The following is a 21,027-nucleotide window of genomic DNA, read 5'->3' as shown; positions in this document are numbered from 1 at the left end:
CCTCCTTCGTGGGCGGGGATTGGGTGTCAGCCCGCGGCAAGGAGGCTGCTCATGCGGTGGACCCTGTCGGTCTGGGGGAAGGTGAGCCAGTCCCATTCGCCTTCCTCGGCGCCCATCCAAGAGGCCAGGCAGCGGCGGAAGAACTGCGAGGGCGCTCCGGTGGCGGTGCCGATCCAGTCCTGTCCGGGTGTGCCCAGGGCGAGGTAGGAGCGCTGTCGGTCCTCCACCAGGTGGCGGGCGGCACCGATCCAGTCCGGGCAGGGGCGCATGGTGACGGGTGCGGGGATCTGGTCGAGGAAGGCCTGGGGAGCGCGGTCGGTGGCCACGACGTGGATGTGGGTGTGGTCGTAGCAGGCGCCGCCCTTGTCGCGGAAGTCGAGGCTGCCGTGTTCGAAGACGAGGCTGCCCAGGCCGCTGCGCCTGCGGACGAGGTCGGTGACCTGCGGGATGAGGGCGCGCAGGTCGGCGCGTTCGGCGTCGTCGAGCCAGCCCACGGACAGGGTGTGGCGCTTGGAGACGATGAGCAGGTACCAGTCGGTTAGGGCGCCGATGCAGGGCATGACGGCGAAGTGGTCGCTCTCGTGGACCACGTAGTCGGAGCGGGCGCGTGCCAGGCCCAGGTCGTAGAAGAGGTTGGAGTCGTCGCCGCCTTCGACTTCGCAGCAGAAGGTGCAGATCTCGCTCAGGGTGTCGTCCACGGATCTCCGTTTCACAGGTAGGGGTGGGTTCAGAACAGGGTCGGGGCGCTGGTGGGCGCGTCCTCGGGAGTGGCGGGGAGGAGTCGGCGGCCGATGAGCGCGGTGAGGTCGGCGCAGTAGCGGGCCGCGTCGGGGCCGGATTCGGTGGTGAACAGGGCGACGGGGCCGCTGGCTCCGGTGACGCGCAGGTGGTGGGCGCCCTCGGTGAGGTCTGCGGGATAGGCCAGGACCGGGGCGGCGTCGAAGACGGTGGTGGCGCACGCGGGGCGGGCCCACGCTTCGGGGTCGGGGAACACCTCGGTGCCCGGCTGGTCCGCGGTGATCGTGGCCAGGTAGGCGGTGGCCTCGGCGGCGAGTTCGGTGAGCCGCATCGTGAGCGCGGCGGTGTCCACCCGGTCCTGGAGGCCGAGGACCTTGCGGCGGGTCGGTACCTGTTGGGGCAGGCCGAGGTGTCGGGAGACGGCGGACTCCAGGGTTCGGACGGCGATGCCGTCGCAGGTGCGCGCGAGGTAGACGGCGGCGACGGGGCCCTGTTCTGCCAGGCGGCTGCTTCGGCGGGATTCGGCGGCGGTGCCGACCTTGGTCATCCCCTTGGCGAAGACGTCGAGGTAGAGCCAGTGCGGCTGCTGGAGGTAGTCGCGGATGTTGTCCGGCAGGGCGTGCGGGTTGTGGTGGACCTGGTGGGCGGCGACGAAGCCTTCCTTGTACTGGCAGCGTCGGCACTGCCGTCCCCTGGTGACGGTCTCGTCGGTGCGGCACCGCACGTGCCTGCCCTCGGGGACGGTGAGGTCGAACCAGCCGACGCAGTAGCGCTCGTCGCCGTCCACGCGGAAGGTGTGTTCTCCCAGGAGGGGGAGGAGCTGGCTGCCGTCAGGGGCGGCGGTGTCAGTGGTGCGCAGGCGCGGTGTGTCCGGTGTGCTCCAGTCCAGGCCGAGGACGGTGACGGGTGCGGTGATGGTCATGCCAGACTCCGGTGCAGGATGGTCTCGATGTCGTGCAGGCAGCGGCGGCGCCCGGTGGCCACGGGTGCGGCGCGCTCGCCGTAGAGGCCGTGTTCGTAGGTGCCGCACAGGTTGTCGGTGACGATGTGCAGGTAGTCGAAGGGGACGCCGGCGGTGGTGGCGGCGCGGGCCATGTGGCCGATCTCGGGGTCCACGACGTCGAAGTCCGCCCTGTGGGCCTCGAACCATGTGCGGGTTTCGTCCAGCACGCTGGGAACGGTGGCGTGCCGTACTCCGGAGCGGAGGGTAGCGGGGGTCTGGGTGAGGTCCAGGGCGCTGTTCCAGGTGAGGCGGCGGCCCTCGATGCGGGTGGTGGTGCCGGTGACGACGAGGGTGTTGGGTGCCATGTCCGGCTGGAGCCCGCCGAGTTTGCCGACGTAGACCACTCCCCCGGTGTGCCCGCGTGCGGCCAGGGCGGTGACCAGGTCTCCGGCGAGGTCGCCCCAGAAGCTGAACTCACAGCCCAGGAGGAGAACAGTGGTGTTGCCGACGCGTGCGGTACGCCAGCCGAACCCGGGCCGGTGGACCCAGTCGGTGGTGCGGTCGCGGAGGAGGGGTTCGACGTAGCCGAGGATCACCCGGTCGCTGGCGGGCAGGCGTGCGGGAAGCCAGTGGTCCATGAACTCCAGGCCCTGTTCCGGTACCGGGGGTTCCGTGGTGACGTCGGTGGGGAGCCCGGTGAGTGCGCAGGCAGCGCGGATGAGCTGGGTGTAGTGGTGGGCGTAGTCGCGGCCCGGCGGGACCACGCAGTGCAGGGCCCGGTCGGCGACGGTGAAGTAGGGGCGGCGCCAGTTGAACCGTTTCCCCTCGCGTTTGTCCCCGCCGAGGAGGAAGGACAGGGAGCGGTTGGGGTAGACCCAGGCCCGGCCGTTGGTGGCGGTGAGCAGGTCGACCGGGATCTTGGGGAGCACGTAGTCGGCCAGCCGCTCCCCCATCGTGTGACCGGTGGGAACGGCCGCGGGCGCGGTGGTGGTCATGCCGCGGCCTTCTTGCGGAGAAGGGACAGGATGTGCTCGGTGCCGGAGCCGCTGTCCACGGTGTGGACGGGGGCGGGGTGGGCGGCGAGGAGCGAGTCCAGGGCGAGGTCGGTGCGGGTCTGGTAGTCGGTGAAGCTCCGCGCGGACGTGGTCGCCTCGCCGGTGACGAAGGCTCCGTGTTCGGAGGGCTTGGAGTTTCCGTCGCGGCGGGCCGCGGCCAGGTGTGCGGGGGTGGACAGCTTGACGACGTGGTCCGGCTGGGGAAGGGCCGAGAACACCCGCGCGGCCAGGTCCTCCAGCCGCTCGTCACCGGAGAGCGCCATCCGGGCCTGGTGCTTGAAGTACCAGCCGTCGACCACGACGGAACGGCCGGAGGAGAGCGCGGGTGCCACGTGGACGTGGTGGAACAGCTCGTACCAGCCGGCGAGGGTGTGCAGCCAGTAGCGGGCCGGGTAGTGCCACACGGGCTCGGCGTGGTCGTAGCCCCAGGTGAAGCGGTGCATCGCTGACAGGCGTTCGTCCTCCCAGGGGCCTCCTGACGTGGGAAGGGCGTCCTTGCGGAGAACGACCGCTTCGCGGGTGCTGTCGGTGAGGAGGGACAGGAGGTGGCTCTTGCCTGCTCCGTCGATGCCTTCGACCACCCAGAACTCACCCATGGGCGCTCCTCACGGTGATTCCGGCCTCGCGGAGGTTGATGGCCAGGTGGGAGAGCAATCCGGAACGCAGGTAGACCTCGCTGGTACCCGCCTCCCGCAGGCGGTCAAGAAAGCGTGTGAGCTGGGCGTACTGTTCACGTGCGAGGGACACATCGAGCAGCAGCGGACCGCTGGGAATCGGTTCGTTCGTGGAGGCCAGAAGTGTGGCCGCGGGGCGGGGTGAGTTGTGGTTCCCCGTCCAGGTCTCGCGGTGGGGCACTGTGCTCCGCAGGTTCTGCGGGGAGAGCCCGAAGCGGGTGGAGTAGTGCAGCTTGAGCCCGAAGGCGTGGCCGAGGTCCCGGCGCAGAGCGGCCAGGTCGGGGCGGCGGCCGCGAATCCACTCCACAACCGTGGCGACCTGCCAGTCGTCCACCTGGGCGGGACTCTCGTAGTGGCCACGGACGAGGTCGTGGAAACGCGCTGTTTGGCCGGTTCCGGTGTCGAGAGCTGTGAGGTCGACTCGGTCACCTTGGACACCGACCACGGTCGGGGTGAGCTGGTTGTCCAGCTCCCAGATACCGGGGACGATCTCGGCTGCCTCCAGGCCGTCGTAGACGGCCAGCTCGACGGAGAACAGCACCTGGTCGTAGGGCTGGACCAACGCGGACAACGACGGCGGCAGTTCGTTGATCCACGCCGCGGCAACTTCGGCGTCCGCGCCGACCAGACGCGGCAGGTTCCGCTCCTCGGTCTCGGATCCGGTCCGAACGACCAAGGCCTCGCCGGTGCCCACACCGCTACGGATCATCCGGGCCGTCACCCTCCCCGGGCGTCGGTAGATCTGGACGGGCATGCGCAGCAGCCCGTGATTGCCCAGGGCTGTCATGGTGTCGAGCTTGCTCATCGCGCTCATTCGGCGCGCTCCAGGAGGCTCCTGGTGATCGGACGGACCTGGAGCACGACAACCGACGCGCCGGTCCACGCCCACTCCACGTCGACTCCGAAGCCGAAGTGCTCGTGCAGGAGACGGCAGGTCTGGAGCAGACGACGAGTCAGCAGTATCCCCGGAATGGGTGACTCCTGGGTCGTGATGTGGAAGCGGTTCCCCTCGACCCGAGCTCGTGCTTGAGGCGGGCGCCCTGCGGTGATGCCGTCGGCGTGCCGAGCCGCTTCCACCGTCAGGTGGTCGTCCTTGTAGAAGGCCACGCCGTAGAGGGGTGCCTCGACCTGTTCCTGGACCATGACGCAGGCCCCGCTGCCACCGCCGAGGTTCTCGGTGATGATGAGGTCCTGGTCGATGGTGCGCAACAGCGCCGAAGCGTCGGGAGGACAGTTCAGCAGGGAGACAGTGCGGCCTGCCTGTGCGCTTTCCGCCAGGTCCTCGTGTGCGCTGGTCCGGAGCACCACACGGCGGGGCCGGTACAGGCGGAGCCAGGTCCTGGTTGCGTTCACCGCCTCGGCGGTCGCTCGCGACAGGTCCTCGGCCCGGAGGCACAACGCGGGCGGCACCGGGAACCCGAGTTCGGCGGCCTCGCTCAGCCGGGCGGCTTTGAAGCCCCAGTGGTCGGCGTCCAGCCGTTGGATCAGCAGGTCAGCCACCATCGGCGCACCTGCCCGAGCTGAGCCGCGTCAGAGCGCGGGTTTCTTCTGCAAGTCCATCCATGCGCCCACTGTGGCCAGGCCACACGCAGAAGGCCATGACCAGCCAGTCATAGCTTCCATGACGGGCTGGTCACCGCCGCCGCGGAGGGGGTCGCCGCCTGGGCCTACCAAGTCAAGGCCGGAGCACGCGCCGACCTCAGCTACGCCCGGGTCTGCCTGGGAGAGATCGAGGGTGCCGCGCAGGCCCTTGAACCAGTCCTGGGCCTGCCCGCCACGAAGCGGGTGTCCGGCGTGGTGAACAGCGTCATGCGCGTGCACGGCGCCCTACGCGGCCCGGACTACACCGGCAGCAAGGCCGTAGCCCGGCTCCGTCAGGAGATCGAGGCCTACAGCCGCACTCCCGCCTCGGCGTTGACCTCGGGCCGCTAGCCTGCCGGACATGCACCCAGTCGAACTCTCCAGCGCCAGGCTCACCCTTCGGGAACTGCGGCCCGCCGATGTCGAGGACCTGCTCCGGGTCTATGGAGACGCGGAGGCGGTGCGGCACCTGTCCTTCACACCGCGTACCAGGCAGCGGTGCGCGGCCATCGTGGAGGCCGCGATCGCCGGCTCCGAGCAGGAGGGCAGGGGCGTCTACATGCTCGCTGTCGCGCGACAGGAGGAGCTTGTCTGCGCCGCGCGCCTGGCCGTGGACGAGCGCCCCCACAGCGCGCAGATCGGGTTCGCCCTGCGACCCGACCTGTGGGGGCAGGGGTTCGGTAGCGAACTCGTTCAGCTCCTGCTCCGGCTCGGCTTCGACGAGCTGGGGCTCAAGCGGATATGGGGCGCCCGCTCTCCGGAGAACCAGGCCTCCGAGCGCGTCATGCTCCGGGCCGGCATGGTGGAAGAGGGACGGATCCGGCGCCACTTGTGGACCCGGGACGCCTGGCGCGACTCCATCGTCCACTCGATCCTGGACGACGAGTGGACACCGCGAACTCGGTGACGCACAAACCATAGGTCCCACCCCAAGTCCAGGTCACAGGCCAGGTGGCGGGAGGCGATCCCGGCGCCTACCCCAGCCCCCATCAAGTCCGCTACGAAAGGTCCCTCGAACTAGCAAATCACGATCCCCGTGCGTTACCCGGCCCAGTAGGGCACAATCAGCCCCATGTTTCCCAAGGCAACCACGTGGATATGGGCAACCACGGCAACCATGATGGTCCTGGGCACTCTGACTGCCGTGTTGGGGCTGGGTGGAGGTCCCATACATCGTCAAAGCTGGGAAGCCGCAGGATGGATCGTCGGCATTCTCATCGCCCTGACGCCGTTGCTAGCCCTAGTCACATGGGCCGTTCGCCGCTTCCCCACGCCTCCAACTGAACAAGGGAACAGGACCAACCCGCACGAAGACTCCCCGAACTCTGCGTCGTCCGTCCTGCCTCGATCAACCAATGTGGCCAACACCGTCGGCAATGTCTCCGGCACTACGGTCCAGATCGGTCATAGCCACGGCTCCGTAACCATCAACACAGCAAACCCACCACAACGCACACCCACCCCAAGTAGATCGCACAAGGTCAAGCACATCGGTCCAGCAGCACTCGAAGTGCACCAGGCAGTCCTACCGTCTCCTGACCCGGGTGACTACCCCTTCCTGACCCCCTACTTGCGCCGTGCCCACGACACACAACTGCGTAAGCACCTCAAACCAGCACTGGCAGGGACTACCTCAACGCTAGTAATGCTGACTGGAGACTCCTCCACTGGCAAGACTCGGGCACTGCATGAAGCCCTACACGACATGGCCGCTGACCGAACCCTGCTTCGTCCACAGAATCCCATCGACCTACTCGAATCCGTATCCACCGGACGCATGGACGACAAGACGGTACTTTGGCTCAATGAGGCTCAGCGCTGCTTTTACGGCACCCAAGCACCCGAAGCCGCCGCCGCTCTACTCGACCTGCTATTGACCCGAAACGGTATTCTGGCAGTGGGGACACTGTGGACCAAGCCGTACTGGGAGGAACTGACTCGTCCCGGCACTGACCGCGATCCCCACAGCTATGTTCGTGCTCTGCTCACATCCACAGCCACCGTCCAGATCAAGGTGCCTGACCGCCTAACCCCGAATGAACAGCAAGAATGGGCCCGGTTGGCCGCAGAACACGATGACCAACGGATGGATGATGCCAGCCGTGCGGGAGCGCGCGACCGAGGGCGAGTAGTGCAACACCTTAGCGGGGGCCCTGAACTTCTTAAGGCATATTTGGATGGCCCAGGACATACTTTCACCCCAGTTGAGCACGCTTTACTTACTTCTGCTATTGACGCTCGACGAATGGGGCATCGTGGTCCACTCTCAACTGCGCTGCTGGCGGAGGCAGCCAACGGGTTGTTGGATTCGCGCGAGCGTCCGACCGATCCCAACTGGGCCACCGCAGCTCTGACTGCCCTATACACAGGGCAACGCGCCAACGGGGAACGGACTGACATTCGCTGCGCTTTGACGTGTCTGTACACGTCAATCAACCAGGCTGGCTTGGAACCTACCTATGAGCCTGCCGATTACCTCAACCAACACCTACGCATCCAACGTGCAGACAAGCTTGGCGACCCGAGCCTATGGCAATCCTTGCTGAAGCATACCAATAATTCGGAAGACCTTCATAATTTAGCGATAGCAGCCGCAAATCGAGGCTTATTTAAGCACGCTGTCTTACTATACTACCGCTCCCTTGCAACCCAAGACCCTTCGACAGTCGTCAACCTTTTCAAACGCCTCACCCTAGATGACGAATCATACGAACATGAAGCCCGCTGGACCGTAGTCCATGCCCTTCTAACCGACCCAAAAGCCATCGCCAGACTACTCCGAGAACTACACAAAGAAGGCCAGAAAGAAGCATCTAATCTATTTGCAAAAAGCGCAGCCAGGAACGCCCCCCTGGAGGACTTTTATTCCATCATCGAATTAATGAAAGCACTGCAAGCATCAGGGCAGGAGGAGGCTGAGCGCGAGCTACTGAAGCGCGCAGAGAAAGAGGATCCTTCCTTCGAGCAGCGAATCATTATCTTCTTGCAAGAGGAAATTCGCATAAAAGGCAACATGGAGGGCAGTGGAACTGTACTGGATCGCGCCGCAGAAATTTTCCCTCTCGACCGCCCACATTCCGTTATTTATTTCATTCGCGACCTATACAGGATGGAGAAACAGAAGGCGCTGACCGTTCTTTCCAATCGTGCAGCAACTGACACTCCCCTCCTCCACCCCGGAGCCATCGGCTGTCTAACCTCGGAACTCCACAGAATGGGCCAGCACAAGGCTGCCGAAACACTCTCCAACCGCGCGGCCAAGAGAATTTCTCTCTCCAATGTTCCCGCTGTTGGATATCTGCTAAATGAGTTGCATAAAAATGGAACACGAGAGGCCTTGGCCGTACTCTCCGGTCGCGCAGCCACCGACGCCCCACTTTTGCATCCCGGAGCCATCGGTTGCCTAGTCTCGGAACTCCACAGAATGGGCCAGCACAAGGCTGCCGAAACACTCTCCAACCGTGCTAACCAAACTACACCACCCACCAACTTAAAGCCAACCCTTCAACCAGTGGAGATCCCAAAAGAAGAAATATTTAACGCAATTCTTGAAAAGAATAACAGTAAGATAGAACATCCCTTCAAAAAAGAACTTGTGCGGCAAAAACCGCCCGTCGGACGGTCTGCGCAAGCAGAATTGCAGGCCAGCTTCCTCACCAGAGGATCTATTCCCCTAGAGGATCCTCGTGCCATTATCGACCTAATAGAAAAATTGAAAGATTCGGAAAAATATGAACAAATTAACGACCTGGCAGCCCGCGTCGCAAAAGAAATCCTTGTTGACGGAACAACTGACCTCAGTCTCTTGGTTCACGAATTGGAAAAAAATGAGTGTTGGACTTCCGCTGAAATCCTAAGTTCTCGCCTGGTCAATTCCGGGCAGCTCGGGTTTCTTCCTAGGAAAATGATGCTTCATGGCCGGGATATCGATGGAAGCCCTGCCCAGCCTTGGTCTTTTAGAGATCTGCAACTAACCTTCTAAACCCCGCATCCCGAAGAGCCGCCTGGGCCGGATCGAGACCAGCGACCTGAAGACCGTCAAGGCCACCGACCTGGACGCCCTGCTGGACCTGTACGAGATCACCGACACGGGCACCCGCGAAGCCATGCACTCCTTGGCGCGTGAGGCGGGAGAGCGGGGATGGTGGTCACGGTACCGCGACGTGTTCGGCACGCACGCGCTTCCGGACTTCGAGACGGAAGCCTCGGTGATCCGCACCTACGAATGCCAGGTCGTTCCCGGGCTGTTGCAGACCCCGCGCTACGCGGACGCGCTCGCCCGGGGGACCGCGGCCTTGGACGACGCCGAGATCAAGCGGCACGTGGACGCTCGGATGGAACGGCAGCAGATCCTGACCCGGTTCTATCCACCGGAGTACTACGCGGTGGTCGACGAGGCCGCCCTGCGCCGCCAACCCCAGGACCTCGACATCATGCGGGAGCAGCTCGAGCACCTGGTGGAGGTGTCGACCCGGCCGAACATCCACATCCACGTCCTGCCGTTCAGCGCGGGGTTGCACGCCGCGACGCTGGGAAGCTTCGTCATCATGGACTTCCCCGAACCCCTGGACCCTTCGATCGGGTTCGCCGAGACTCCCACGGATAGTCTGTTCGTAGAGACCGATCCTGAGCTGGCACGGTATAACGCGACATGGCACGCGGTACACAACGCGGCATCCACTCCAGCTCAGTCACGTGAGTTCCTCCAGGGTGTCCTGGCGGCGTTAGAGAGCGAACACTGATGCAGAACCTGTCATGGCGCAAGTCCTCCTACAGCGGAGGTGGAGGCCAGAACTGCGTCGAGGTGGCGGAGCTGCCGACCGGTTCCGCCGTCCGCGACTCCCAGCACCCCGACGACACGCAGCTGGCCTTCCCCTCTCCCGAGTGGAACACCTTCCTCCGCCAGGTGAAGACTCAAGACCGCTGACCCTCCTACACCACGTCGGCCCCCGGAATACCCACCGGGGGCCGACATGTGTCCAGCTCGCTGCCCGAGCCTTCCAGGACAGGTGACGGGAGGCGATCCCGGCACACACCACAGCCTCCATCACACCCAGAACGAAACAGGAACGCCCTCAGGCAACCTCCCCTGGCATCCATGTCAGCGTTTGGACGTGGGTACACCGACAGGCACAGGACAGCTCAAAGCGCAGGTCGGGGCAGCTTCCAGCGACTGTCCCTGGGCCAGGGCTCGTTCAAGTTCCGTGGTTGTTTCGCGCTGGGTATTCGCAGGTAGAAATACGCTCCTATGGATGATCTATCGAAGCAAAAAGAAATCCTCATGTTCTACGTCATCGGACCAGTATCCATAGCGATTACCAAGAAATTCTAGTATGGCGTCGGGATCCACACTCTCTTGGCGAATCTCCAAGCCCCATGTCATCAGAGTTGACACTGACGTCGTCTTTAGGGCCGTTTCCAAGGCATCTTTGGTCACCTCTCCAACCGGAATCGAAAAATCGCCTGAGCCTTCTGGCCGGTTCATCTCGGAAATAAACGACTGCCGGTAGGAATCCATAGACCCCCAAGACGGGTTACCGTACTTGGCGGCCACCCTAGCGTTGATCACAAGGCTGGCCAAAGCCTGCAGGAGATGCCAATCCTTCCACCCGTCCTCTCGAAGTTGAGTGAAGACCTCCCGAGCCTGACTATCGGACAGCAGGCGTGACAGTGTATGGCGGATAATTGGCACAACTCGGTCATAACGCGCCCGCACAGCCCCCAGCGCTTTTTCCTTGGTATATCCAGGGCCAGGCGTGGTCGGTGCCTGCAACTCCGGCGCACACCGGTCAGGAAATGGAACGTGGATTCCGACCGCACCAACCGCTATCTCCGACCCAGGGGAAACGTGGTCTGGGCCGTACAGGTCGGCGAGCTGCCGGTAGGGGCGGCCCACCTCAATTTTATGGGCCAGGCCAGCCTTGAAAGTGTCCTCCACCAAAGTCATGAACTTCTCCTGCGGCAGAACCGAATGGGATATCAGGATACTGAGTAGAGCCGCAAGAAGATCGGCATTCCTCTCTTGACTATCCTCATTGTCCGATACAGGAGCTTGTACTCGCCAGTGGCTACTTCGAGACCCATCGGGCTTCGACCCAGCCGAGGACACTTCCACCTGCCCATGTTCACGCAGACCGATCTCAACGTCGATTTCGCCAGGCAGGAGCAGAGGATCGTGCAGGGCCAGATCAACGAGTAACACCTGCACCGCTGCGGAAAATGCTTCGGCAGCGAGCACGGTGTGCCTCTCGTTGCGGCAACGGATCGTCCAGCGCAGCCCGAGTACGGAAAACTTGATCAAGCGCTGCGCACCGACATCCGAGAACGGTGGCGCGGTCATGTCCTCTCCCGCCGCGACCCACTCCGCCTCTTCCCAGCCCGGCTGGTCAGCGACGGTGACCAAGGCTGCTTCCAGGAAGGGACCGAATCCAGCCGTGTCCAGGATCTCGCGCAGCGGCTGAGCAATGGAGGGCCGGTGCTGCTGAGCGGCCAGCATAGAAAACGCCTGCTCGGTCATGGCAGTCTGGATGTAGGGATACCGGTCGCTGTTCCAAGGATCGGTGGCGTAGTTCATCTGCGCCAGAACAGCGGCATAGGTGGTCTCGGCAGCCGTCATCCACGCGCCAGCTTGATGATCGCAGGTGGCTGCCAGGAAAAGCCCCTGAGGCACCAGGCTGCGAAGTTCGGGATCGGGTGCTTGCTGGGCCGCGAAGGCAAGGGCCAAAGCATACTTCTTAGCCGCCAGTGGCATATTCAGGCGCCGATAAATGTCGGCGATCAAGCCCATGGCCAGCAATGAGCTGCGTGTAGTATCCCCGTGCCACCAGTTGACCTTGGCCTCATGGAACACCTGGAGCGCATCCAGTAGGCGGCCCCCCTTGAGTAGCCTCATCGCCCGGTCGCGGCAGCGGTCGGCTACGGCGGCATCTCCTGCCTGTTGAGCCGTGGCAGCATCGATGCCATCCCTGATCGTCGGGAACAGTCGGTGTCTCATGAGTGCTGGGGAGAGCATGTCGAACAGCGCCGCAAACGTGTCGATCGGGAACATCGGCGCCTGCGGAAGCAAATCGACAAGTTCCTGCAGACGAGCCATACCACCATCAAGGTCGACGAACGGCATATCTCTTGGCAGTGTCGGAAAGTCTGCATTCTCGGCCACGGCCTTAGCCGATTTTGCCATGGACTGCATCTCTTCGGGGGAACCTGTATCGGTCGTCCTCTGCCCGGTATAGTCAAAATGGAGAGCGAGGTGGGCAGCGGTTTCGAGGAGCACCGCACGAGCATTCGGTGGCGGGTTCTCCACCAAAAGAAGGTCAACTCGCTGACGCACAACCGTGCCCCAATGAGACGTCTCTTCTAATTCCAAGTCAGTTGCTCCGCATATGCAAGCGGTCTCGCAATACTGCAGCAAGATACTTGCATCCATCAGCAGAGGCGGACTCTTGATGGAACCGGTATCATCGAAGAAGTCCCGGACATGCTGCTCAGCGGGCCGCAGGTCACCAGCGCCGCGCAGGGTCGCCACAGCAATCTCGTAGCGGGCGCGCTGGCGCACCTCCCGCCCCGGAGCTTGTCCGACAAGGCCCTCCATTAGCGAGAGCCAGCCAGCGAGGTCACCTTGGGTTTCCTCATGGAACGTGGCATGCCGCAACCCGCTCGCTATCTCCAGAAGGTCAGCGAGGCTCAGCAACGGGTCTTCCCGTTCCTGCCAGTCCTGCCGCAACATCGTGTACCAACCTGGCAACGCGGGATCTTCTACTGGAGTGGGCGGTCGCAGCGCTTCCGGCATGTGCAGGTAGTCTTCAGCAACCCAGAACAGGTCTGGTTCGGCCAGCAACTCCGCGAGTGCCTTGACGTCGAGTATCTCCAAAGCGACGTCGTACGTCTCGCGAACTTCCTTCTGAAGTCCGTGCCGCATCCCCACCTTCACGCTTTCGGTGGCAAACACGTAGATGCGATCGACCGGCGTTCCCTCCGAGCAGATTGCCTTGACGTCAGCGCGGATCTTGGCAGCCAAGCCTTCCGACTGGATGGTGCATGCAAACACCACCGTGTCGTCGGATGCCAGAACCGACCAACCTGTGATGGCGAAGGGTAGCTCTTCGCGCAGGTAGCTATGGAAGGTCTCAAAGTCCCGACCTTGGTCCCCACTACCGGCTATGGGACCAGCCGCAGGAAGCACATTGCTGGCGATCCGCTGCCTGGCAAGATGCCGGCACAGATGCTCGAACTCATGGTGGGCGTTCTCACTGCCCAACTCCCGCAGAGCGAGGCCGATCATGCGCGCGCGTTTCGCTGGCGTGGTCACATATGTCCTTGAGAAATCATGTTGGCGGCGGCACCCGCTTCTCATTCAGAGTACTGGGCCGCTGTGACAAGCTGTTTCGTGCCGGGTGTGATGGAGGGTCATCGCTTCTAATCCGATGGCCGCAGGTTCGAATCCTGCCGGGTGCGCCACAAAAAACCAGTTCAGAAGGGGTGCATCGAGTCATCGCAGGCGAGCTGTCGCGCGGATGGGTCCAGGGTGGGCCCGAGCTGGGTCCAAACCCCGGCGCCCACGCCGCGCCTGCGCGCACCGACGGCCCCTCCCGGAATCGCGCAGCACCAGCCACGCGGTCCTCTCGGCCGCTTCCCTGGCCACTTCCGGCAGGACGCTGGCATAGGTGTCGGCGGTCAGCACGATGCTCGCGTGCCCCAGCATCGCCTGCACCACCTTCAACTCCACCCCCGCGGCCAGTGCCAATGTCGCTGCTCCGTGGCGCAGATCGTGGAACCGCACCGGCGGCAACCCGCTCTCCGCGTTCAGCTTCCGGAACAGGCGCGACAGACGCTCAGGGGTCAACGGCCCACCCCTCAGCCCAGTGAACACATACCCGCGCGGATCCCACTCCTGCCCGCGGGCCTGCGCCTTCTTCTGCCAGCGCCACTGGTTACGGCGCAACACCCCCGTGGTGGCGTGGTCCAGCACGAGCTTGCGGCGGCTCGCCGCGCTCTTGGGCGCCAACTCCACCAGACCGCCCCGGTTGGACTGGAGCTGACGCGCGATGCGGACCGTGCCCTTGACCAGGTCGATGTCGGTCCACCGCAAGCCCACGACCTCGCCCCGGCGCAGCCCGGTCATCGCCACCAGGTGGAACAGCGCGTACAACCGGTCCTCGGAGACGAAGCCCAGGAAGGCGCGGGTCTGTTCCGCCGTCCACACCGCCACCGCAGGCCGCGCCCCACCGTGAGTCCACTCGGCCACGGCCTGGTCGGTCCACACCACCGGCCGCGCGCCGGCCCCGGGCTCCAACCGCACCCCCTGGGCGGGATTGGCAGGGAGCAGACGTTCGCGCACCGCGGTGTCAACGCAGCCCGCAGCGTGGCCCGCACCCGCTGCACCGTCGTCGAGGAAAGAAGGACTCCTCCGGCCAGGGTGTGGCGGGAGATCCGGTCGAACGCCTCCTGCACCAGGGCAGGGGTCAGCTCCTCCAGCAGCACCTCTCCCAGATACGGGTTGAGGTAGCGGTCGATGTGCTCGACGTAGCCGACCCGGGTACGCGGACGCAACCGGGTCCTGGTGTCCAGCCAGTACCGCAGCCATTCGGCGACCGTCCGTACCGCAGGATCCGTCCGGGCTGCTTCGCTGCTTCGGGCTCTGCGCAGGGCGGCGCGGGCCGCCTCCCGGGAGGCGAACCCGCCACGGCGCACCCGGCGCCGCTCCCCCGGCAGATGTCTGCTCCGTCACAAGGGTGGATGGAGACAATCCCGGCACGCACCAGAGGCTTCGCCACACCCGAAATGAAACACTGCCGGGTCAACTGACCCAAGTGCCCTCGGGTGAGATCCGACGAGCAAGGCGAAGACCGGCGTCACTAATCGGAGTGGACCACGACACATCGGTGACCTTGCACCCGAAGTCGTCCGCGAGTGCCTGCACGAGCGTGGCACCAACACCCTGTCGGCGATAGACGTTCGCCACCCAGACCAGGTCGATGCGCGGGCGCAGCGTGTCGTCCTGGTCGCCGCGCCCCGACCTGTCGATCAAATTCCAGTGGTGGTGCTGATTGGTGTCGTGGGCGGCCAGGTAGCCGATGACGTACCCGTTTGCCTTCAACAGATACGCTCGCACGTTGTCCGGTGTCACTTCGACTTCCCCCAGGTGGGACCACGAGTTGAGGTCGTAGTGGTTCTCCCTCTGCGGCATTCGAGCCACCTGGTAGACCAGCTTGCGCCAGGTAATGGGCGACTGTGTCGTCACAAGAGCCAGGCTTCCCCACCACATCAGATTCTTGGGGGCTCGGATGCCGAACGTCCACGCCGCATGATGGGTGGCGTGCCTCTTGCCGTTGTCCCCGGGTTCCTGCAGGCTCATGCCGCAGGGGCACTTCCCACCGCTCGGCGTCTCCACCGCGCGAAACTCAACGGGTGTCGCTCCAGCGCTGAGGTTCTGCTGTCTACCGCCCACCCATGGCCGGAAGGGAGCACCTTCCGGTTCGACGTGTCCGGTCCAGCGGTCAACCCACCCGGGGTACTGCTCGGGAAACTCTTCCCGCCTCTGCTTCGCATCGGGCGGAAGTATCGGGCGAACCCACACGCTCCCGGCGGTCGCCCGACCGTTGAGGCGCACACCGCACTTTTTCGCCTTGCCCCGGAGGAACCGCAGGAAAGTACCGGGTGGCGGAGCGAAGTCGACACCGCGAACCAGCTCCCGCTCGCCGGGAGCAAGCCAGTCATCGATGGGAAGCGCCAATCGGTCGGCCAGTGCGTGGAGCTTGCTGTAGTCGTGGTCGAGCTCGGCCACCCGAAGAGCTTCGAGAGCTGCCTCGACGTGGGGGAATGGAACGAACAGGGTCACCCAGCGCGACCCGTCCCCATAGGAGAAAGATCCCGGATAGCCGTCGTACCAGATGCGGTCCATGGACACACTGAGCGCCCTACCGACGGCCTCCTTGTAGGCAGCAGGCAGATCAGCGCCGTCTCCCCGTGCGTTCTCGGCGTCGACGTACCCATCACGGTCGAGCTCGACTGTGGCGTACCAGCGGAAGGGCCGGACATGAATCTTTCGAGAACGCCAATCGCGCGGATCAGGGTCGAGGAAGGTAGTCCGCTCGGTCATCTGCTCTACTCCGTAGCTCTACAGAGGTTTCCAATCCGATGATCGCAGGTTCGAATCCTGCCCCGTCCGACGACCACTGGGCACTCATCGAGCCCACCCTGACCACTTGGCCCGCCGCAGGACGAGATCCCGACACACCAGGTTCCTCATCACCCCCCGTGTGCTTGGGGTTCTACACGCCGCAAGAGTTGTTTCACAAGCTCCTGCTCGAAGGCAAGGGTGTTACTTCAACGAGTTGAGGCAACCTCTGCTTCAGCACCGGCGACCGATTATTCCATCCAGATATTGATCTATATATAAAAAATAAGAGCTTTGGGTGTTTTGTCGACATGGTTCCCGCTCAGGCACCTCAGATCACCCAAAGCCCCCACGCGCACCACGAAGACATGCTAGCTTCTTCAACCACAGACAGCTCTGTCGTGATCACTATGTGAAGTGAGATGGGGTTTATTTATGCTGCCTACCGAAGAACGCCTACTGCGCAGGGACAAGCTCGTCACTGGAGCGATCCGAGCCGGATACGCATGGACAGTGTTCGACGCGGAGAAGGACGCGTGGCTAGAGCTCGCGCGCATGACAGGCGTGATCATGAACGCCTGCGGCCCGGGTCAGGGCCCGAATACCCCAAGCGCATTGATCCGCGCGCTGTCCCGACCGCTCCGCCAGATGGCCCCCGCGCTCTTCGAGGACGACCCGGTCGGCGATCTGGCCGTCTGCCACGGCGGCGACCGCCATGAGAAGGTCCAGCTCAGCGACAGCGTCTACGAGTACGGCTGTGAGCACATCGTCGCTCTTCTCGAAGGAGAAAACGGCTCCGGTGGTAGAGGATGGATGCCGACGTGGGCATGGACACGTGCCGAACTCATCGAGCACCAAGCGTTCGCCACCATCAAGGAGGGCGCCACTGATCGGGAGTACACAGCGCACCGGAAGTACATCGTCGAGAACCCCAGTGGCACACGTCAGCAGCTCGTCGACGAGTTCGCCGATGTCAGGGGAGACCAGCGGCAGGTGCGCTATGTCCTGATTCCGCCAGAGCGCAGGTTCGAAGGAGATTTCTGGTGGCCGTGCCCTGTGTGCCGGTGGCCGATGTACGTCCAGGACACCGAGGTTCGTTGCCAGTATGCACCGCACAACGCTGTCTACTACGTGCGCACGGAGCGACGACGTGGGTTGCCCATGCTGCAACCGCGTGATGGGGACGTACCTCGCCAACCGAAAACGCGCCGCTTCCGCTCCGACGGCCCTGACCAAACGGTGTGTGTCGAACAAGCGGTATGGCGCTTCATCGTTGTACCCGGTATCAGCGAGATCGAGCTCTTCAGGCAGCTGGAACGGTTGCGTTCCCGAAGTGTGGAGGTGGATTTGTGGCCGAGTAAAGACATGTACGACATCACTGTACGCATCCCCGCTCTGCAATGGACCAAGCACCTGGACGTCAAGGACGTCACTCACGCCGCGCACTTGGCCGAGCGCATTGCGGCCAAGCCTCCGGCAGCGCCGACCATCGTGCTTCCCGACCACCGCGGTGAGACCCAACGAAACGAACTCGACGACCTGCTGAACCCGCGTCACCGCTACGAGGTCGTACTGGCCCGCGATGTCGTCAAGGACGTCAAGCAGCGGTTGCGGAAGGTGAAAAACGCATGACCGGTGCCCCGTTCGACGAGAGTTCCGGCGACCCTCGCATCGTGCCACGGGTCCTGGCCGCCGCATGTGCCCTCGCCGAGGCCCACTTCCCAACTCCAACGGTCGAAGCGGCTCACTTTCTGATCAGTGGAGAGCTTCACGCGTGGGACCGCTATCCCCATCTTCCCGAGGAGGACCTGCGCCGACTCGGGCGGTTACTCGACCATCGAGCCAACCCTCTCAGCAACGAAAAAATGTTCGAGAGCGAACTGAAACGCTTCATCGACGGCGACGGCAGCCTGTGCCAGTATGCGCTCGATGAGGACGGACTCCTCCTTCCTCGTCATGGAATGGATCCACGTGCTTGCGCTGACGAACTCCTCAACGAGATCGATCTGATCCGAGCGGGGTCGGTGACCGATCGTGCGATTGCCCAACCCGGGCACTACGTCACCACTGTTCGGGTTCCTCAGCTCGGGGACCGTGTGCCCTCCGTCGCGACCGCGCATCTCACACTCGAAGGCCACCACATCGCCGCCGTCACGGCCCCACCCCACGTTGCCACAGCACCGGCTCGGGAGGACATCGACATCAAGCTCGGTGAGGTGCTGGAACTAGCGGCCTTGCATGATGAGGCCTCCAACGGAATGCACCGGGCTTCGGTGCTGTCCGAGTTGTTCAAGCGCCTTCGCAGCCGGGAGAGTCGGTCCCCCATCGACGTGCTGCGGGTTCGGTCAGGGCGAGTGTCCGTGCTTAACGCTCCTACCGGTTTCGGGAAGAGCGTGAAGATGCGGGTACTCGGGTCCTGGGCCGTCCAAGAGGACGTCACCATTGCTCTCGTCGTTCCTCGCAACAGTGACGTGGTCAAGCTGGCGCACGGGATCGAGGAGGATCTGCGCGGTCAGGGAATCGACCCCCATGGGCTGGTCGTTCCACTGATGTCGCCCAATGCGCAGATGAGAGAACTCCAGCGCGTCATGGAGCAGGAGCCCGACTCGGGTCTGCGCCTGTGGGCTCAGGAGAAGCTCGGCTACGGTTGCGCGCTTCCGTCAGCCACATCGACCGAGCGTGAAGTCGACACCTGGGACGCAGGCAACGAGCCCTGTGTGAAACTGGCTCCGGACGAGCCCGCTCAAGCTTCCGTGCGTCGTCGCAAAAGTCCGCCCCGTGCGCAGACCTGCCCCTTCCAGTCCACGTGCGGGAAGTTCGAGCCACAGCGGCAGGCCTGCACCGCGAGGGTCATCGTGACCACGCACGCCAACTTTTATCAGGGACGCGTACACGTCCCGGTCAGTCTGGACGACGGGCTGGTCGTGGACCGGTTGCCGATCGAAGAACTGGTGATGCGCCGCTGCCCGTTGATCGTCATCGACGAGATCGATGATTTCCAGTCCCACGTGCTCAGTAGTGAAGGCCGTGGTCTGACCCTGGCTTGGGGCGACCACCGAGAGGACCGTCCACTGCTGGATGCGGACACTGAGCACATCGATGCGTTCGGCCGTCTTCCAGCCCGGCTCTCTCAGGGGTTGCGTAACACGATCGCCAGTACCCGTTGGCTGGCGGAGACCTACATCAACGCCCTGGCCGACGGTACTCTCGGCCCTTCCGAGCGACAGAAGTCCCGGAGCAAGCGGCACCGGCCGGGCGAGAAGCGGTGGATCATCCCTCGGCGGTGGGATACCTGGCTCGTCACCCAACTGCGGGCCTATATGGCCAACGACCCCAAGCTCATCGTCGGGAGTGAGCAGCAGAACGATCCTCAATCACACCATCGCTCCCTGTTCCGCGACCTCACGGACGAGCATGTCGCTGTCGACAAACTCCCTGAGCACGTGCGCCCATTGGGTCGGCTGCTGCGGGAGGTCGTCCACCCACGCCAGCCCTCCGGTGACACTCACCAGATCCGTCGTCTGATCGATGAACTCCTGCACCGTTGGGTTCCCGAGCAGCGCCTGCGCGCTGACGTCACTGATCGGCTACTGCGCCGCGCCTTCCTGGAACCGCTGCGGCTCTTGATGTACCAGTTCGTGCACGGGGCTCCGGCGTTCACGCAAGCCGGTATGGCATCAGTACGACAAATCGCCGATGTGCTTGGGTCCTACAGCGCGTGGCGAGCCATCCCGCACGGTCCTCTCGGTCGATTGATGTTCGCCTTCACCGAGGACATCCGCCATGGCAGGTCTGGGGACACCAAACTCAGTGTGGCCGCGTTCGGTGGCGACCCTCACTCCTACGTTGCAACTCTGGGCGATATCACCTCCTATGCCCGGTGCGGGCAAGGCCGGGCGGTGTTGGGGCTGTCAGCGACCGCGTATGCGCCTGGAGCGCATCGTCACCATGTGCATGTCGAGCCGACCTGGTGGGTTCCCGATCAGAACCCGGGAGCTGTGGACATCGAGTCTGTCCCTGTGCGCGGACTCGAGCGGGATCAGGTCCGTGTCTCAGGCCTGTCCGGGAAGGAGCGTGTCGAGGCGACTCGCCTCATGGGCGAGCGGCTGTGGCCCTTGCTCCGCAACGAGTTGGACGTTCTCCAGCAATCCGGGACCGGTGGCGTACAGGATCGGATTCTGCTCGCCTCCACGTCCTACGACAGTTGCCGCTACCTGGCCGAAGGACTGATCCACGGGGGTGCCCAGCCCAACTCGCTGGTCGTTGCCGTCCGCCCGGGTGAGTACACCCCAGCCCTGGGCGCCTCGGTCGTACACCACGAGGGAGTCTCTCAGGAGCTTCCCGGCGACCGTTTGGAAGGCTTCCCGCATCTTCCGGGCGCGAGGATCCTCATCGCTCCGTTAGGTCGAGCCGAGCGCGGGCTCAACATCCTGGCGCCGGATACCCATGTCTCCGCGATCGGCTCCATCTGGGTGGCCATCCGCCCGATTCCGCTCGTCGACGATCCGGATGAACTTCTCGCCTTCCTCGGCTCCCACAGCCTGGCCAACGCACGCAGCAGCGCCACACCCTGGCTGGAGATGCAGCGTCGACGGAAAGTGGCCGGGCACTACTTCGAGGAGTTGGTCACCAACGAGCGCTACTTCCGCTCACTGCCCGACGTGACGAAAAGGGCCATCGCAGCCGAACTCGTCATCTCCCTGATCCAGCTCGTCGGCCGCGCGCGCCGAGGGGGGACACCCGGTCGGATCAAGCTCGTCGACCATGCCTTCATCGATTCCTCCGGACGCTCGGACCTGCCTTCATTGATCCGGCAGTTGCGTGCCGACTGGGCCAGCAAGGGTGCCCTGCCCCTCATGCGGGAGCTCTACGGCACCACGCTCGACGCCTTCTTCGACTTCGCCGACAACCACTGAGAGC

At 63.9% G+C, this 21,027-nt stretch carries 17 protein-coding genes; 7 read left to right on the top strand and 10 right to left on the bottom strand.

Annotated features, from left to right (window positions below; all coding sequences use genetic code 11):
* Positions 1–26: 26 nt before the first annotated feature.
* The 6 genes from ACSIH6_RS05940 to ACSIH6_RS05915 are packed head-to-tail and all read right to left on the bottom strand — an operon-like array spanning position 27 to position 4,913.
* Positions 27–698 carry an HIT family protein gene (locus tag ACSIH6_RS05940; protein ID WP_435107201.1) on the bottom strand — a complete coding sequence of 224 codons (672 nt, stop codon included), beginning with the start codon at positions 696–698 and terminating at the stop codon, positions 27–29.
* Between the two features lie 29 nt (positions 699–727).
* Complete coding sequence (locus tag ACSIH6_RS05935) at positions 728–1,660, bottom strand: DUF2797 domain-containing protein (RefSeq protein WP_435107200.1); 933 nt, start codon at positions 1,658–1,660, stop codon at positions 728–730.
* Positions 1,657–2,676: a nucleoside phosphorylase-I family protein gene (locus tag ACSIH6_RS05930; RefSeq protein ID WP_435107199.1), complete on the bottom strand. Its 1,020-nt coding sequence runs from the start codon at positions 2,674–2,676 to the stop codon at positions 1,657–1,659. The genes ACSIH6_RS05935 and ACSIH6_RS05930 overlap by 4 nt, the downstream gene beginning before the upstream one ends.
* The gene (locus ACSIH6_RS05925) at positions 2,673–3,332 is read right to left on the bottom strand and encodes a thymidylate kinase (protein ID WP_435107198.1); all 660 of its coding nucleotides are present in this window, start codon (positions 3,330–3,332) and stop codon (positions 2,673–2,675) included. The genes ACSIH6_RS05930 and ACSIH6_RS05925 overlap by 4 nt, the downstream gene beginning before the upstream one ends.
* Positions 3,325–4,224: a hypothetical protein gene (locus tag ACSIH6_RS05920; protein ID WP_435107197.1), complete on the bottom strand. Its 900-nt coding sequence runs from the start codon at positions 4,222–4,224 to the stop codon at positions 3,325–3,327. Before ACSIH6_RS05920 ends, ACSIH6_RS05925 begins: the two co-directional genes overlap by 8 nt.
* Positions 4,221–4,913 (bottom strand): pyruvate phosphate dikinase, encoded by a 693-nt coding sequence (locus tag ACSIH6_RS05915; RefSeq protein WP_435107196.1) that lies wholly within the window; start codon positions 4,911–4,913, stop codon positions 4,221–4,223. Before ACSIH6_RS05915 ends, ACSIH6_RS05920 begins: the two co-directional genes overlap by 4 nt.
* Positions 4,914–5,204: 291 nt before the next feature.
* On the opposite strand from ACSIH6_RS05915, the gene ACSIH6_RS05910 reads away from it, so the two are divergent.
* The 5 genes from ACSIH6_RS05910 (at position 5,205) to ACSIH6_RS05890 (ending at position 9,918) form a co-directional block, all read left to right on the top strand.
* Complete coding sequence (locus tag ACSIH6_RS05910; protein WP_435107195.1) at positions 5,205–5,342, top strand: hypothetical protein; 138 nt, start codon at positions 5,205–5,207, stop codon at positions 5,340–5,342.
* Positions 5,343–5,352: 10 nt separating this feature from the next.
* Entirely contained in the window at positions 5,353–5,898 is a 546-nt protein-coding gene (locus ACSIH6_RS05905) for a GNAT family N-acetyltransferase (protein ID WP_435107194.1), read from the top strand.
* Between the two features lie 870 nt (positions 5,899–6,768).
* Positions 6,769–8,973 carry a tetratricopeptide repeat protein gene (locus ACSIH6_RS05900; RefSeq protein WP_435107193.1) on the top strand — a complete coding sequence of 735 codons (2,205 nt, stop codon included), beginning with the start codon at positions 6,769–6,771 and terminating at the stop codon, positions 8,971–8,973.
* A gap of 181 nt (positions 8,974–9,154) precedes the next feature.
* On the top strand, positions 9,155–9,733 hold the full coding sequence (locus ACSIH6_RS05895; RefSeq protein WP_435107192.1) for a DUF5753 domain-containing protein: 579 nt from the start codon (positions 9,155–9,157) through the stop codon (positions 9,731–9,733).
* Entirely contained in the window at positions 9,733–9,918 is a 186-nt protein-coding gene (locus ACSIH6_RS05890; RefSeq protein ID WP_435107191.1) for a DUF397 domain-containing protein, read from the top strand. Before ACSIH6_RS05895 ends, ACSIH6_RS05890 begins: the two co-directional genes overlap by 1 nt.
* A gap of 330 nt (positions 9,919–10,248) precedes the next feature.
* On the opposite strand, the gene ACSIH6_RS05885 is transcribed toward ACSIH6_RS05890, so the two are convergent.
* The 4 genes from ACSIH6_RS05885 to ACSIH6_RS05870 all read right to left on the bottom strand — a co-directional run bounded on the left by ACSIH6_RS05885 (position 10,249) and on the right by ACSIH6_RS05870 (position 16,089).
* Positions 10,249–13,272 (bottom strand): hypothetical protein, encoded by a 3,024-nt coding sequence (locus ACSIH6_RS05885; protein ID WP_435107190.1) that lies wholly within the window; start codon positions 13,270–13,272, stop codon positions 10,249–10,251.
* Positions 13,273–13,479: 207 nt separating this feature from the next.
* Positions 13,480–14,193 carry a site-specific integrase gene (locus ACSIH6_RS05880; RefSeq protein WP_435107228.1) on the bottom strand — a complete coding sequence of 238 codons (714 nt, stop codon included), beginning with the start codon at positions 14,191–14,193 and terminating at the stop codon, positions 13,480–13,482.
* Positions 14,109–14,681 (bottom strand): tyrosine-type recombinase/integrase, encoded by a 573-nt coding sequence (locus ACSIH6_RS05875; protein ID WP_435107189.1) that lies wholly within the window; start codon positions 14,679–14,681, stop codon positions 14,109–14,111. The genes ACSIH6_RS05880 and ACSIH6_RS05875 overlap by 85 nt, the downstream gene beginning before the upstream one ends.
* Before the next feature lie 106 nt (positions 14,682–14,787).
* Positions 14,788–16,089 (bottom strand): GNAT family N-acetyltransferase, encoded by a 1,302-nt coding sequence (locus ACSIH6_RS05870; protein WP_435107188.1) that lies wholly within the window; start codon positions 16,087–16,089, stop codon positions 14,788–14,790.
* A gap of 453 nt (positions 16,090–16,542) precedes the next feature.
* Here ACSIH6_RS05870 and ACSIH6_RS05865 point away from each other — a divergent pair, with 453 nt between their 5' ends.
* Positions 16,543–17,739: a restriction endonuclease-related protein gene (locus tag ACSIH6_RS05865; RefSeq protein ID WP_435107187.1), complete on the top strand. Its 1,197-nt coding sequence runs from the start codon at positions 16,543–16,545 to the stop codon at positions 17,737–17,739.
* Complete coding sequence (locus ACSIH6_RS05860) at positions 17,736–21,023, top strand: hypothetical protein (RefSeq protein ID WP_435107186.1); 3,288 nt, start codon at positions 17,736–17,738, stop codon at positions 21,021–21,023. Before ACSIH6_RS05865 ends, ACSIH6_RS05860 begins: the two co-directional genes overlap by 4 nt.
* The last annotated feature ends 4 nt before the right edge of the window (positions 21,024–21,027 follow it).

Origin of the sequence: Nocardiopsis synnemataformans (assembly GCF_965343085.1) — a bacterium.
Lineage (GTDB): Bacteria > Actinomycetota > Actinomycetes > Streptosporangiales > Streptosporangiaceae > Nocardiopsis > Nocardiopsis alborubida.
This window is presented reverse-complemented; position numbering and strand designations above follow the sequence as displayed.